Genomic DNA, 13,982 nt, shown 5'->3' with positions numbered 1-13,982 from the left:
CACCTGATCCCATCCCGAACTCAGCAGTGAAACGATGCATCGCCGATGGTAGTGTGGGGTTTCCCCATGTGAGAGTAGGTCATCGTCAAGATTCAAATCCAAAGCCCCTGTCTGCGATGCAGACAGGGGCTTTGTCTTTTCCGGGCCATAGCTTCCAGGCTAGCGCTCCTACAGGCACCGGGTCTTAACGGCTGCCATATGCTCAGAACTGATAGCTGACCGTTGCGCTTACATTGCGCTCTTCACCTATGTAGCAATAGTTCAGGCTGGCACATGAGGTGATGTAGCTTTCATTGGTAAGGTTATTGGCGTTCAGGCGTACATCTACCCCCCGGAGGCCGACCTTGCCCAGGTCATAGCCGATCGAGGCGTCTAACAGGGTGTAGGAAGGCACCTTCATGCTGTTTTCCGCATCCACCCAGCTGTACCCCACATACCGCACCCCACCGCCCAAGCGCAGGCCATCCAGTGCCCCCTGGTGGAAGTTGTAGTCGGCCCACAGCGAGAACATCTGTTTCGGAGCCTGGGTTGGCGAATTGCCCTTGTTGTCCAGGTTGCCCGACACCAGGCTGGGCATCGACTTCGCGTACTCGATGTCGGTAAAGGTATAGCCGCCCAGCAGCTTCAAGCTGTCGGTCAGCTGCACATGGGCCTCCAGTTCCAGCCCTTGTGAGCGCACTTGCCCTACAGGGCGATAGAACTCCTCGTCAGGCTGCTTCGAGGCCAGGTTCTCCTGCTCGATACGGAACACCGACGCGGTGAACAGGTTATCGCTACCCGCTGGTTGATACTTGATGCCGGCCTCCCATTGAGTGCCCTCGGTAGGTGCCAGAGGGCGGCCTTCCTGGTCGGACACGGTATTGGGGTTGAACGACTCCGAGTAGCTGACATAAGGCGCAATCCCGTTCTCGAACAGGTAAAGCACCCCGGCGCGGGTAGTGAATCTGGAGCGCTGGTCACGGACGTTGGTGTTGCTGTCGCGATTCTCCTCCGACACCTTCACCCAGTCCTGGCGCAGCCCCAAGGAGAGGCGCCATTGGTCCAGCTCCACCAGGTCCTGCAGGTAGACGCCCGTTTGCTGCAAACGCCGCTGGTAGCGGTTCTCACCCAGCACCTGAAGGTTGCCATTGCCGTACTGTGGATTACCGGCATCCAGCGGGTCGACTGTGCCATAGCGCCACGCCACGTCGGCCTTGCGTCGCTGGTAGTCGGCGCCCAGCAGCAGGGTATGTTTGGCGGCCCCGGTGAAAAACTCCGCCTGCAGCATGTTGTCGATGATGTACGAATGCAGGCGTTCGTCGCCGCCGGTATAGGCGCGGTTGAGGATATTGCTGTCGGCATCCGCCCAGCCGGCGGAATACACCTGGTCCATCGACACATCGGAGTCCTGGTAGCGGAAGTTCTGTCGTGCGGTGAACACATCGTTGAAGCGATGCTCGAACTGGTAGCTGAAGGATTGTTGGGTGCGCTCGTAGTTGTCGATACCCGGCTCGCCTTCAAAGAAGTGGTCCGACAGGCGCAAGCCGTTGCGCTTGTGCAGCATGCCGTCCGCGGGGTTACCGCCGTGGTAGCCGCCGTTGGGGTCGTGTTGCAGGTAGGCCTGCAGGGTGAGAGAGGTGTCTTCGCTGAAGTCGATGCTGACGGCCGGCGCGATGGCGTAGCGTTCTTCCTTGTTGTGGTCGAACTGCGTGTCGGAAGCATCCGCCAGGCCTGTCAGGCGATAAGCGATACGCTTGTCGTCATCCACGGGGCCGCTGAAGTCGAAACCCATGCCACGCTGGCCTTGGGTACCGAGCGTGGCCTGGATTTGATGGTAGGGGGTAAACAGCGGCTTCTTGGTGGTCAGTGCTACCAGGCCTCCTGGCGAACTACGGCCATACAGTACCGAAGAAGGTCCCTTGAGAATATCGATGCGCTCAAGGAAGTACGGGTCCACCTGCATGGTGCTGTAGGTGCCGTTGTCGCCCATCGACTTGAGCCCGTCGACGTAGATGTTATCCACCGAGCCATCATTGAAGCCACGCATGGCCACATAGTCATAACGATGGGTTGCACCGTAGGGGTTGGTCAGCACCCCAGGTGTGTAGCGCATGGCTTGGGCAACGGTTTGCGAGCCTTGGTCGTCCATCTGCTGGCGGGTAACCACCGAGACCGATTGTGATGTCTCTACCAGCGGCATGCTGGTCTTGGTCGCTATCTGGCTATGGGTGGCGTTGTAACCCTCCATGCTGCCCAGTGCATTGCCAAGGGTGAAGCTCCGGACATCGGTGTCTGGCAATGACACGGCGGCGCTCTGGGGTTGTGCCTGCAGCACGTAGCTGCGGCCGTCCTGGCTGAGCGCTTCCAGGCCGCTACCATTGAGCAACTGGCGCAGTGCCTGATCGGTGGGGTACTGTCCCTGCAGGCCGTTTGACTGCAAGCCTTGGGTGAGCTGGGGTGTGCTCGACAGGGTGATGCCAGCCTGGCGGGCGAACTGGTTGAGCACGTCGTCCAGCTGGCCGGCCGGGATCGCATAGTGATGGCTCATCTGGGTCGTTTCAGCTGCCACGGACAGTTGCGGGACGGCTATCAGGCCCAAGGCGGTGCCAAACAGGGTGGCCCGGATGGCTTTGCGCAGAGTCGTTGAGTGCAAGACAGGTCGAAAATCATTCGCGTTGAATGTGTGCGTGTGCACTGGGGCGGTAGGCATGAAGGGTCCGTTGAAGTGTGAGGGCAGGAGGTGTCGCTTACTGTCCTAGCCGGACCGGCAGTCAAAACCCGCCAAAAAAGCTATTGGGGCGCGCAGCGGCCCTGAACGCAATGGCCCTCGTCAGATCAGACTAGCCCCTCCACACGCACCCACCAGCGCGTACGTTGGCGAAGCCGCACGGGCAGTGTCCGGGGCAGCAGCTGCAGCAGTTTTTCCGGGTCTTCGAGGCGGAACACACCCGACAGGCGTACATCGGCAATGTCTTCGCTGCAGCCCAGGTAACCATGGCGATAACGGCTGACCTGCGCGAGGAAGTCGAACAGGCGCATGTTCCGGGTGACGATCAGCCCGTCGGTCCAGGCCATCGCGTCCATGTCCACCTGCTCGAGCCGGTGTGCGCCTTGCGCATCCAGGCGCCAGTTCTGGCCGCTCTCAATCCATTGCAGCTGGCCATTGCCAGGCCGGTGTATCGCCACCCTGCCATGGCTGACACTGACCTGCGTGCAGTCGCTGTCCTGGCGTGCCACAAAGCGCCCTTCGAACCCTTCCAGTAACGCGTCACGCGTCTGTACAAGCAAGGGATGCTGCGGGCTGCAGGTAATCATCAATTCCCCCTGCTTCAGGCGGACCAGGCGCTGCTGGTCATTGAAGGCCAGGTCCACGGCACTGCGGGTGTTGAGTTGCATCAGCGAGCCATCGGGAAGCGCGACGCTGCGTCGTTCACCCGTGCCGGTGGCGTAGTCCGATGCCCAGGCGTTGACTGCATCCAGGTCTTTGCCCAGCCATGTCGCTGTCCCCACCATGGCAACGCCGCCAAGCAGCTTCAGTGCTTGCCGGCGCTGCAGGCGGCGCTGGCTGGTCTCCAGGGTCTGCAAGGCCAGCCCGGCGCCAGGAATGGCGCGCAGATCGAGGTCCTGGTGCAGGTGCATCACCCGTTGCCAGGCCTGTTCATGTTCCTGGCGGGCACTGCGCCATTGCCTGCACTGATGCTGCAGGGCAGGGTCATGCCCGTTCTCGCGCAGCCTGAGCATCCACTGGATGGCCTGCTTGACCGCTGTTGCGCCAGGCTGTGCGGTGGTCATCGCGTCAGCACTCATCGGCGTAGCGCAGCAGGTAGCAATGGTAGAGCGCATCGGCGATGTAGCGCTCCACGGTACGCACCGAGATCCCCATCTGGTCGGCGATGGCCTGGTGCTTCAGCCCCTCGCATTGGGCCAGCAGGAATGCGCGGCGTACTTTGGGCTTGAGGCCGTCGAGCATGCGCGCGATGCGTTCCAGCAATTCCAGCAGCAACTCACGGGTTTCGGCCGACGGGGCTTGTGCTTCTGGCACTTGTGCCAGTGCCTCGAGATAGGCCCTATGCAGTTCCTCACGTCGCCAGTGGTCGATCACCAGCCCACGCGCAACTGTACGCAGGAAGGCCCGTGGTGTGTTCAGTTGCAGGTGTTCGCGCCGCTGCAGCAGGCGCACGAAAGTGTCCTGGGCCAGGTCTGCGGCATCGGCTGCGTTGCCCAGCTTGCTGCGTAGCCAGGCATGCAACCAGCCGTGGTGGTCACTGTAGAGCGTTTGCACGGAATCGTTGCTGGGCATGGGGGAGGGTGCTGCCGTCAATGGACATGAATGATAATTAGTCTCATTGTTGGCGGGGACCGATCAATTTGCAACCTATCCGACAGTACCGTGCGCGCAGTCTCTACCCGCTAGCGCCCCAGTTGCGTATCCAGGTATTTGCGGATTACCCGCGATGCGCTATTCAGGTGCCGTTCCAGCACCGCTACTGCTTCGTCCACCAGCTTGTCGCTAGCTGCATTCACCAGTGCGTTGTGATCGTCCTGGGTGAGCTTGCCCAGGCCCATGGACGAAAGATGAAACCGCAGGAAGCGCTCTTCCTCGTTCAGTTCGTCCTCGATCAGGCGCAGCAGTTTCTTGTTCGGCGCCTTGTTGTACAACGACATGTGGAGCAGACGATTGAGGCGGCCGATTTCGGCGTGGCGGGTTTCGTTCTCCAGTTGCTGGATATACCCGCGGGCGCTGGCGATGTCGCTGGCATCGAGCAGCGGAATGGATTGGCGCAGCGCCTCGGTCTCGAGCAGCACGCGCAGGGCATAGGTGTCCACCGCGTCTTCGCCTATCAATGGCGCGACCACCGCCCCCTTGTGCATCTCCACTTTCAGCAGCGATTGCGCTTCGAGCTGGCGCAGGGCCTCGCGCACGGGCATGCGGCTGACACCGAACAAGGTGGCGAGCTCTTGTTGTCGCACCGCAGTACCTGGGGGCAAGCGGCCATCCAGAATGGCACTGCGCAGGCGTTCTTCGATCAAGCCACGGGCCTGGTGCGGCAACAACTGCTCGCTGGCCAGGACATTGCTCAATTTGATTTTCTCGGGCACGCGACGTCTGCCTCAACGATGACTAAAGTTGGATCCAATGACACTAGTAATAGCTCCCGGGGGTGTCAAACCAGCACCCGCGATGGGACGGGCGCCCCAAAAAGCGCGGCTATGGTGGATGAAGTCGCCGGTCAAAGGAAGCAACCTATAGAAGGTTATAACCATAAAGTGTAGATCGACCGACCAACGGATGCATGATTGCAGGGTGCCATTGTGTTTTACCGTGCCAAGCCGCACCATCGCTGCTTTCGACTGGCCGGAACAGGGCTTCGCAGTGGCGATATCCTGGATGCTCAAAACCGTTGTGCAACGTGTCGGCCTTGCTGCACTGCTGGGCAGCCTGCTGCTGGGCGGTTTGCACGCGGATTGGGACTTTTCCCAGATCAGCCGCAAGTCACAGGCCCTGTATGGCCAGCTGGGCGCCGGGCAGGGCCGTATCGATGCCTGGCAGAACCTGATGACCACGCAGAAGCAGGGTACGGAGCTTGAGCGGTTGCAGGTGGTCAACCGCTTCTTCAACCAGCAATTGCGCTATGTCGAGGACATCGACCTGTGGCATGAGGTCGATTATTGGGCCACGCCGGTGCAGGCGCTGATCAAGGGCGCAGGGGACTGCGAGGACTATGCCATCGCCAAGTATTTCAGCCTGCGGCGCATGGGCATCCCCAGCGAAAAGCTGCGCATCACCTACGTCAAGGCACTGCGGCAGAACCGCGCGCACATGGTCCTGACCTATTATTCAAGCCCACAGGCACAGCCATTGGTACTCGACAGCCTGATGGATGCCATCAAGCCGGCCAGCCAGCGTACCGACCTGCTGCCGGTGTACGCCTTCAATGGTGAGGGGCTGTGGCTGACGGGCGCCGCAGGCAACAAGAAGGTCGGCGATACCAAGCGGCTGTCACGCTGGCAGGATTTGCTGAAGAAGATGCAGGCCGAAGGGTTCCCGGCCGAGCCGGTTTACTGAAGGAGCACAGATGTCACTGTTCAAACAATTGCTGTTGGCCATTTGCCTGTTCCTGGTGGTTGCCTTCAGTGGCAGTTTCATGGTCAGCCTGGAAAGCTCGCGCAGCCAGTACGTCAACCAGTTGCGCTCGCACGCCCAGGATGCGGCGACCGCGCTGGCGCTGTCGCTGACGCCGAATATCGACGATCCGGCAATGGTCGAGCTGATGGTCAGTTCGATCTTCGACAGTGGCTACTACTCAAGCATCAAGGTCGTCGACCTTGGCTCCAATGCCGTGCTGGTGGAGCGCCATGCCGAGCCGGACCCCGGCGGTGTGCCGGGCTGGTTCGTGCACCTGATCGGCCTGGAAGCCGCCGGTGGCGATGCCATCGTCAGCCGCGGCTGGCAGCAGGCCGCACGCGTTGAAGTGATCAGCCACCCGATGTTCGCCATTGCCAAACTCTGGCAGAGCGCCTTGGGCAGCCTGGGCTGGTTGTTGCTGTGTGGCGCGGCCAGTGCCGTACTTGGCGCCTTGCTTTTGCGTCGCCAGTTGCGGCCGCTGGACTACATGGTCGAGCAATCCTATGCCATCGCCCGCCGCGAATTCCTCAGCCTGTCGGAGCTGCCGCGTACGCCGGAGCTGCGCCGGGTGGTGCAGGCGATGAACCAGATGGTCGAGAAGCTCAAGGCACTGTTCACCGAGCAGGCCGAGCGCAGTGAGCGACTGCGTGCCGAGTCCTATCAGGACAGCCTGACCGGCCTGTCCAACCGCCGTTATTTCGAGATGCAGCTGAACACCCGGGTGAGCAACCTGGAAGAAGCGCGCGCCGGCTACCTGTTATTGCTGCGGGTCCAGGGGTTGGCGGGGTTGAACGCCCGCCTTGGCGGCCAGCGCACCGACCAGTTGCTGCAGGCCGTGGGTGAGCAGTTGCGTCGCACCTGTGCCAGCTACCCGGAAACCAACGACCTGATTTCCCGCAGCCGTGGGGGTGAGTTTGCCGTGCTGGCGCCGGGCATGGTGCATGAAGAGGCGGTACAGCTCGCTCAGGCCCTGGAAGCGACCCTGCATAGCCTGCATGAAACCGGCGCCAGTGATATCGACCCGGTGGCCTGCATCGGCCTTGCCCCCTACAGCCCTGGTGACGCACCACAGGCGCTGCTCAAGCTCGCCGACGAAGCCCTGGCCCGCGCCGAGAACCAGCCGACGCCGGGTTGGGTCTGCCTCGAGCAGGGTGTGGCCGCAGTTGCCGCGGACAGCCAGCATGCCTGGCACGAGCGGCTCGACCAAGCGTTTATCGGCGGGCATTTCGAGCTGTTCTTCCAGCCCGTGGTGGATTGCGGCACTGCGCAACGGATACTGCACCGCAAGGTGATTTCGCGCTTGCAGGATGGCCAGGGCGAGGCGCTGCCGGCGGGCCGCTTCCTGCCCTGGCTGGAGCGTTTCGGCTGGATGTCGCGGCTGGACCTGCTGGTGCTGGAAAAGGTGCTTGCACACCTGCGCGGGCATGACCAGATACTGGCGCTTAACCTGTCAGCCGCTACCTTGGCCGACCCCAAGGCTCTGCAGCGCGTCTTCGAACTGCTGGGCCAGCATACGGCGCTGGGGCCGCGCCTGATTTTCGAAATTGGCGAAGAGCAACTGCCCGAGCAGTCTGCCCTGGAGCAGCTGACCCGGCGCTTGCATGCGCTTGGCTTCGGCCTGGCGCTGCAACGCTTTGGTGGGCGCTTCAGCATGATTGGCAACCTGGCGCACCTGGGCCTGGCGTACCTGAAGATCGATGGTAGCTACATCCGCAACATTGATCATGAGCAGCACAAGCGGCTGTTCATCGAAGCCGTCCAGCGCGCGGCACACAGCATTGACGTGCCGCTGATTGCTGAACGGGTCGAGACGGAAGGCGAGCGCTTGGTGCTGCGGGAGATGGGCGTGAGCGGGATTCAGGGGCAGTTGGTGGGTGAGCCTGCGCCCTGGCGCTGAGTTTCGGGTTTGCAGTTTGGCCGTATCGCCGGCAAGCCCGCTCCCACAGGTACAGCACAGGGTTCAAGGCATGCACTGTACCTGTGAGAGATTGCCCAGCCCTTTGGGACGCGCTGTCGCACAGATAACTGAATTCGCAAGCGATCCTCGTACCCTGTGGGAGCGGCTTTAGCCGCGAAGCATCCAACGCGGTGCATGGCACCGGCTGCGCCGGTGTTCGCGGCTAAAGCCGCTCCCACAGGTTCCCTGCTAATTCAATGAGTTATGTGCAGTTCTATGAGAGCTGGCTTGCCGGCGATACGGCCAGGGTGGCCACTGAGTAAAGACAGTGGCCAGGATCATCAACGCTCGCGCAACGCTTCCGAACGCGCCTTCATGATCGGCTTGAGCAGATAGCTCATGATGGTCTTCTTGCCGGTCATGATATCGACCGTCGCCACCATCCCCGGAATGATCAGCAGCGGCTTCTCGTCAGTGCCCAGGTGGCTGCGATCGGTGCGCAGCTTGATCAGGTAGTAGGTGGTCTTCTTGTCTTCATCGGTGATGGTGTCGGCACCGATCTGCTCCAGCTTGGCCTTCAGCCCACCGTAGATGGTGTAGTCATAGGCCGTGAACTTGACCGTGGCCTCCTGCCCCGGGTGCAGGAAGGCGATGTCCTTGGGCAGGATCTTCGCCTCGATGACCAGCGTGTCGTCCAGTGGTACTACTTCGAGGATATCGCTGCCAGGCTGGATCACCCCGCCAATGGTGTTCACCAGCAGCTGCTTGACGATACCGCGCACCGGTGAAGTGACCATGGTGCGGTTCACCCGGTCGTCCAATGCCTTGCTGGTAGCCGTGGCCTTGTTCAACTCGGTGCGTGCTTCGTTCAGTTGGGTCAACGCTTCGCTGCGGAATTTGCCGCGGGTCTCTTCGATCTTGCTTTGCACCTCGCGGATGGCCGCCTCGGCACGCGGGATCGCCAGTGCGGTGGAATCCAGCTGGCCGCGGTTCTCCACTTCGGCACGGCGCAAGCGCAACACTTCAACCTGGGAGATCGCGCCGGTGGCCACCAATGGCTCGGACATGTTGATCTCTTTGCGCAGCAGTTCCAGGCTGTTGGCGTACTGGGCGCGTTTTGAACTGTACTCGCGCAGTTCCTGCTGGCGCTGGACCAGCTGCTGTTGCAGGCCACCAATCTCGTCCTGCAGTTGCTGGCGCCGGCTCTGGTACAGCGACTCTTCGCTGGCCGCCTGGCTTGGCGCGGCCTTGCGCAGCGCCTCGTCGATTTTCAGCGGGCTGTCCTCGACCTCGGCACTCAGGCGCTCGACGCGCAAGGCCATGGCCAGGCGGTCGGCCTCGGTTTCACCCACGTTGGAGGCGAAGCGGGTTTCATCCAGGCGCAGCAACGGCTGGCCCACTTCGACGATCTGTCCTTCCTTGGCGAAGATCTCGGCGACGATGCCGCCCTCCAGGTTCTGGATCTTCTGCACCTTGGACGACGGAATGGCCTTGCCTTCGCCCCGCGTAACCTCGTCGATGGGCGCGACGCTGGCCCACACGATCAGGAACACGAAGAACAGGATCACGCCCCAGATGGTCAGCCGCACGACCCGCGGCGCATCCTCGATCAGGGCCTTGTTGACCTCTGGCAGCGGCTGACCGCCCAGTGAATCGGAACCTTTGAAATAGCGCCGCAGGCCGTCCTTGAATTGCCCTACATCCAGCTTATGCAACACTGATCTGCCCCTTCTTCAGCGCATCCATGACCGCGGCTTTCGGGCCGTCGGCGACAATCTGCCCGCGATCGATCACGATCAGCCGGTCCACCAGCGACAGCAGCGAGGCACGGTGCGTGACCAGCAGCACCGTCTTGCCTTCCACCACCGCCTGCAGCCGCTGCTTGAGGCGTTCTTCGCCGGTGTTGTCCATGGCGCTGGTCGGCTCGTCCAGCAGCAGGATCTGCGGGTTGAGCAGCAGCGCGCGGCCCAGGGCGACGTTCTGCCGCTGGCCGCCGGACAGGTTCTGCCCGCGCTCACCCACTTGCAGCTCGTAGCCGTCCGGGTGCAGCCGGGCGAACTCATGCACGCCCGCCAGCTCGGCAGCCTGCAGAATCAACTCATCCTCGACGTAGCGGGCTCCGCTGACCAGGTTATCGCGCAGGGTGCCGGCCAGCAGCTGGATGTCCTGGGGCACGTAGCCGATGTTGTGGCGCAGTTCGCTGACGTCGATCTGGCGAATGTCCACGCCATCGACCAGCAGCGAGCCGCCATCGGCCTCGTACAGGCCGACGATGAGCTTGGCCAGCGAGCTCTTGCCCGAGCCACTGCGGCCGATAATGCCGACCTTCTCGCCAGGGCGGATGGTCAGGTTGATATTCTTCAGGGCCAGGTTCTGTTGGTTCGGGTAGGTGAAATCGACCCCGCGGAACTCGACGCTGCCCTGCAACACCCTGCGGCTCAGCGGGCGTTCTTCAAAGTTGCGCTCTTGCGGCAGCTCCATCATGTGGTCGGTGGAGACCATGGTCACCTTGGCCTGCTGGTAGCGGGCGAGCAGGCCGTTGAGCTGGCCCAGCGGGCCGAGGGCGCGGCCGCTGAGCATGTAGCAGGCCACCAGGCCGCCCATGCTCAGGTTGCCGTCGATGATCAGGTACACGCCGACGCAGATCATTGCCACGCCTGCCAGTTGCTGGATCAGCAGGGTGATGTTCATCGCCAGGCTCGACAGCACCTTCACCCGCAGTTCCAGGCGGCTTAGGGTGCCGAGGGTTTGCTCCCACATGTATTGGCGTTCGCTTTCGGCGTTGTTGACCTTTACCGCATCCAGGCCGGCAAGGGTCTCGATCAGGCTGGACTGGCGCTCCGAAGCCAGGGCCATGGTCCGTTCCATGGTCGCCATCAGCGGCCGTTGCAGGGCATAACCGATGCCCAGGGCCAGTGGGAAGGCGATGATCGGGATCCATACCAGGTGCCCGCCAATGATGGCAATGACGATCAGGATCAGGATGGTGAATGGCAGGTCGATCAGGCTGGTCAGTGTCAGCGAGGCGAGGAAGTCACGCAGGCCCTGGAACTCGTGAATGTTCTGGGCAAAGCTGCCGACCCTGGCCGGGCGGTACTTCATCGACATGCCGACGATACGTTCGAACAGCGTTGCCGAAATGATCAGGTCGGTCTTCTTGCCGGCCAGGTCCAGGCACAAGCCGCGCAGGCCCTTGAGGATCAGGTCGAAGATGTAGGCGCCGGCGATGCCGACGGCCAGCACCCAGAGGGTCGAGGTGGCCTGGTTGGGCACCACCCGGTCATATACGTTCATCACGAACAGCGGTGCGGCCAGGGCGATCAGGTTGATCACCAGGCTGGCGGCAATGGCGTCGATATATAGCCACTTGCTGCGCAGCAAGGTATCGCGGAACCACGACTTCGCCCGCGGGATGAGGTTGCCGTGGTTGACGTCGAACTTGTGCTGCGGCTGGGCGAAGAACACCCGGCCACTGTAATCGCTCTGCAGGGCTTCGCGGCTGACATGCACCTCGCCGCCATCGCTCTCGCTGAGCAGCAGGCGCGCGGTGTCTTCGTTCTCCCAGCCCAGCAAGACGGCGCTGCGGCCTTCCTTGAGCAGCAACATGGCCGGCATGGCGATGCTCGGGATCTGCTCCAGCTTGCGTTGCAGCAGGCGCCCCTGCAGGCCGGCCCGGGCGGCAGCGCGGGGCAGCAGCTCGGGGCTCAGGCGCTGGGCGGGCAGCGGCAGGCCGGTGGTCAGCATGACCCGGCTGGCGGGTTTCTGGTGCAGGACACACAGGCTCAGCAGACTATCCAGCAGGGGATCGTCATGCTGACTGCGTGGATCGTGGCTGAGTTGGACTCGACTGACTTCGGATTCCACGCGGCGCTCTCTTCATCCTTGTGGTGGGTGGGGTGGGTGTACCGCCGTTCTGGCCGGTCACCCTGGCTTCAATGGTGCTGCCAGGCAGTGGTCATGAGGCTACGGCACCCTGACGCTTGGGCAACCGGCCAATGGTCGCCTTGAATCGGTATTGAGTAAACAATTCTACGATCTTCAGTCCTGGCAGACGATGCTGAGTGGTGGATGTTTCATTTCTGATCCAGTCAGCACACAAGCCGCGCTAGTTTGCAGCATAGCCTGCTATCCGGTTGGCGACAGAGGTGTAGTCGGTATCGACTTATACCTTTGTCAGGAAACAGGCGCTGAGTTGTTGACGGTATTTTGCAACTAATTAGTCAAAATTCATCTATTGGAAAGCAGGTGCTGACAGGTTTGGGCTTAACAGTCGGCAATGCTTTCCTACTATTCGGGCTGGCAGTATTTGCGCAGTTGTTCGCTATCTCTTTGATCTACGGCAATCGCTGCGCCGACTTATGCAGCGCTACGGGCTGCTGATGCCGGGAGCTGCAGCGCGGCCAAGACTTTGCTGGGCTTCCCGATCACTGGCTGGCTGTCTTCAGGCAAGGTTTGTGCTTGTAGCCAAGCAGTGGCCTGAGCAAGCGAAAATGACCTGAATATTGACACCTGAACCTTTGACAGCTGCCGATGGACGGTTGTCCTGCCGCATTGTTTATGGCTACCAAAGCGTGGAAAAAGGCACTTTGAGTGACCGGTAAACGCGCTTTCGCTGATGTGCGACATTTGTCCTCAAGAAACGCTTGGCTAAGGTTCAAATATCAATGTGACATTACATTGGTGATTGTTTAGGATGGCATCTATAAGGTCAATAGTTTGGCAGTTAGGCAATTCCAAAAAGTTATAGACGGAATATTGACGTCAAAAAACGTCAAGAGATCATCGACATAGTTCCGCCTGAAGTGGCTTACAAGTGCCGCTCTGGCAGGGAAGTACCCCATCGGGTCACACGGAGAGTCCAATGAGCAGCGTTGTAGCCATCGTCAAAAGTATTGTCGGCCAGGTTATTGCGGTATCCCCAGAGGGCATCCGGCGTGTTCTGATCGAAGGGGACCGCCTGCTGGCCGGTGAGGAAGTGCTCACTGGCCCGGGCGGTGCAGTTACGTTGGAACTGGCCGATGGCCGTTTGCTCGACCTGGGTCGCGACAGCCAGTGGAGCGCTGATGCGCCGGGCAGCAGCACCGACCTGAGTCAGGCGACCGCACAGGCCGCGCCGTCGGTGGAAGAGCTGCAACAGGCGATCGCTGCCGGTGTCGACCCGACTACCGAGCTTGAAGCGACTGCTGCTGGCCCATCGGCAGCAGGCGGTGGTGGCGCGCTGGGTGGTGGTCACAGCTTTGTCATGCTCGAAGAAACAGCGGGCCGGGTCGACCCTACCGTCGGCTTCGCGACTGACGGGCTGGGCTTTGCAGCCGTGCTTGATAGCGAAGAGGTTGGCGTGCTGGATAGCACCAGCAACAACCAGGTGGATACGCCGACGACGGACACCAGCGTCGCTACCGATCTGGTTCTTGGCGCTACCCCTTCCATCAGCGAAGCGGGGGGCGTAATCGTTTATACCGCTACGGTTGGCCAGGCGCCGACCACCAATCTGGTGGTCACCCTGTCCAACGGTGCCGTAATCGTCATTCCGGCCGGGCAGACCACTGGTAGCACCAACGTCGTGGTCCCGGCGAATGATACCCCGTATATCGACGGTGGCCAGATTTCGGCGACTGTAACGGGCACCACCGGGGGCGGCGGGCTAACGGTGACAGTGCCGCAAACACCAGCGGTTACCCAGGTTACCGATACCATTGACACCACTACGGCGACGCTGACTGCTTCGCCAAGCGTCACCGAAGGTGGCGTGATCACCTACACCGTGACCCTGAGCAACCCGGCCCAGACCCCGGTGACCGTGACCCTGTCCAATGGCCAGACCATCACCATTGAGGCCGGTAAGACCCAGGGCAGTGTCGACTTCCAGACGCCGGCCAACGATGTCTACAACAACGGCTCGACCGTTAGCGTGACCATCGAGAACGCCACGGGCGGTAACTTCGAGCAGTTGGTGCCGAACCCGACGCCGGCTCAGAC

Annotated in this window: 9 protein-coding genes and 1 rRNA gene; 4 read left to right on the top strand and 6 right to left on the bottom strand. The window is 61.5% G+C overall.

Features of this window, described 5'->3' with window-relative positions:
* A 5S ribosomal RNA gene (rrf, locus tag ACIQYU_RS26365) occupies window positions 1-91 on the top strand; the annotation flags it as partial.
* 111 nt (window positions 92-202) lie between these two features.
* On the opposite strand, the gene ACIQYU_RS26360 is transcribed toward rrf, so the two are convergent.
* From ACIQYU_RS26360 to ACIQYU_RS26345, 4 genes are all read right to left on the bottom strand, one after another.
* Entirely contained in the window at window positions 203-2,617 is a 2,415-nt protein-coding gene (locus tag ACIQYU_RS26360; RefSeq protein WP_402802777.1) for a TonB-dependent siderophore receptor, read from the bottom strand.
* 197 nt (window positions 2,618-2,814) lie between these two features.
* Window positions 2,815-3,771, bottom strand: a complete 957-nt coding sequence (locus ACIQYU_RS26355; protein WP_207838089.1) for a FecR family protein — start codon at window positions 3,769-3,771, stop codon at window positions 2,815-2,817.
* Between the two features lie 4 nt (window positions 3,772-3,775).
* Window positions 3,776-4,279, bottom strand: a complete 504-nt coding sequence (locus ACIQYU_RS26350; protein ID WP_063915096.1) for a sigma-70 family RNA polymerase sigma factor — start codon at window positions 4,277-4,279, stop codon at window positions 3,776-3,778.
* A gap of 110 nt (window positions 4,280-4,389) precedes the next feature.
* Entirely contained in the window at window positions 4,390-5,079 is a 690-nt protein-coding gene (locus ACIQYU_RS26345) for a GntR family transcriptional regulator (protein WP_207838086.1), read from the bottom strand.
* 205 nt (window positions 5,080-5,284) lie between these two features.
* On the opposite strand from ACIQYU_RS26345, the gene lapG reads away from it, so the two are divergent.
* The gene (gene lapG, locus ACIQYU_RS26340) at window positions 5,285-6,046 is read left to right on the top strand and encodes a cysteine protease LapG (protein ID WP_207838090.1); all 762 of its coding nucleotides are present in this window, start codon (window positions 5,285-5,287) and stop codon (window positions 6,044-6,046) included.
* A 10-nt stretch (window positions 6,047-6,056) separates the two neighbouring features.
* The gene (gene lapD, locus ACIQYU_RS26335; protein ID WP_207838084.1) at window positions 6,057-8,003 is read left to right on the top strand and encodes a cyclic di-GMP receptor LapD; all 1,947 of its coding nucleotides are present in this window, start codon (window positions 6,057-6,059) and stop codon (window positions 8,001-8,003) included.
* Between the two features lie 341 nt (window positions 8,004-8,344).
* Here lapD and ACIQYU_RS26330 read toward each other — a convergent pair whose 3' ends face one another.
* Both ACIQYU_RS26330 and ACIQYU_RS26325 read right to left on the bottom strand, forming a co-directional pair.
* On the bottom strand, window positions 8,345-9,721 hold the full coding sequence (locus ACIQYU_RS26330) for an HlyD family type I secretion periplasmic adaptor subunit (protein WP_207838082.1): 1,377 nt from the start codon (window positions 9,719-9,721) through the stop codon (window positions 8,345-8,347).
* Entirely contained in the window at window positions 9,711-11,867 is a 2,157-nt protein-coding gene (locus ACIQYU_RS26325) for a type I secretion system permease/ATPase (protein ID WP_207838080.1), read from the bottom strand. Before ACIQYU_RS26325 ends, ACIQYU_RS26330 begins: the two co-directional genes overlap by 11 nt.
* Window positions 11,868-12,864: 997 nt before the next feature.
* Between ACIQYU_RS26325 and ACIQYU_RS26320 the strand changes: the two genes are divergently transcribed.
* Window positions 12,865-13,982 (top strand): retention module-containing protein (locus ACIQYU_RS26320; RefSeq protein WP_402802773.1); only part of this gene is annotated, 1,118 nt, incomplete at its 3' end.

Origin of the sequence: Pseudomonas sp. NPDC096925 (assembly GCF_044762545.1) — a bacterium.
Lineage (GTDB): Bacteria > Pseudomonadota > Gammaproteobacteria > Pseudomonadales > Pseudomonadaceae > Aquipseudomonas.
The sequence above is the reverse complement of the archived record's forward strand: the minus strand, read 5'-3'. Positions and strand labels throughout refer to the sequence as shown.

Bases quoted from the DNA above. Each gene is read 5' to 3' on its own strand.
- lapD (WP_207838084.1), top strand. From the start codon at position 6,057: ATGTCACTGTTCAAACAATTGCTGTTGGCCATTTGCCTGTTCCTGGTG.
- ACIQYU_RS26350 (WP_063915096.1), bottom strand. From the start codon at position 4,279: ATGCCCAGCAACGATTCCGTGCAAACGCTCTACAGTGACCACCACGGC.
- ACIQYU_RS26355 (WP_207838089.1), bottom strand. From the start codon at position 3,771: ATGACCACCGCACAGCCTGGCGCAACAGCGGTCAAGCAGGCCATCCAG.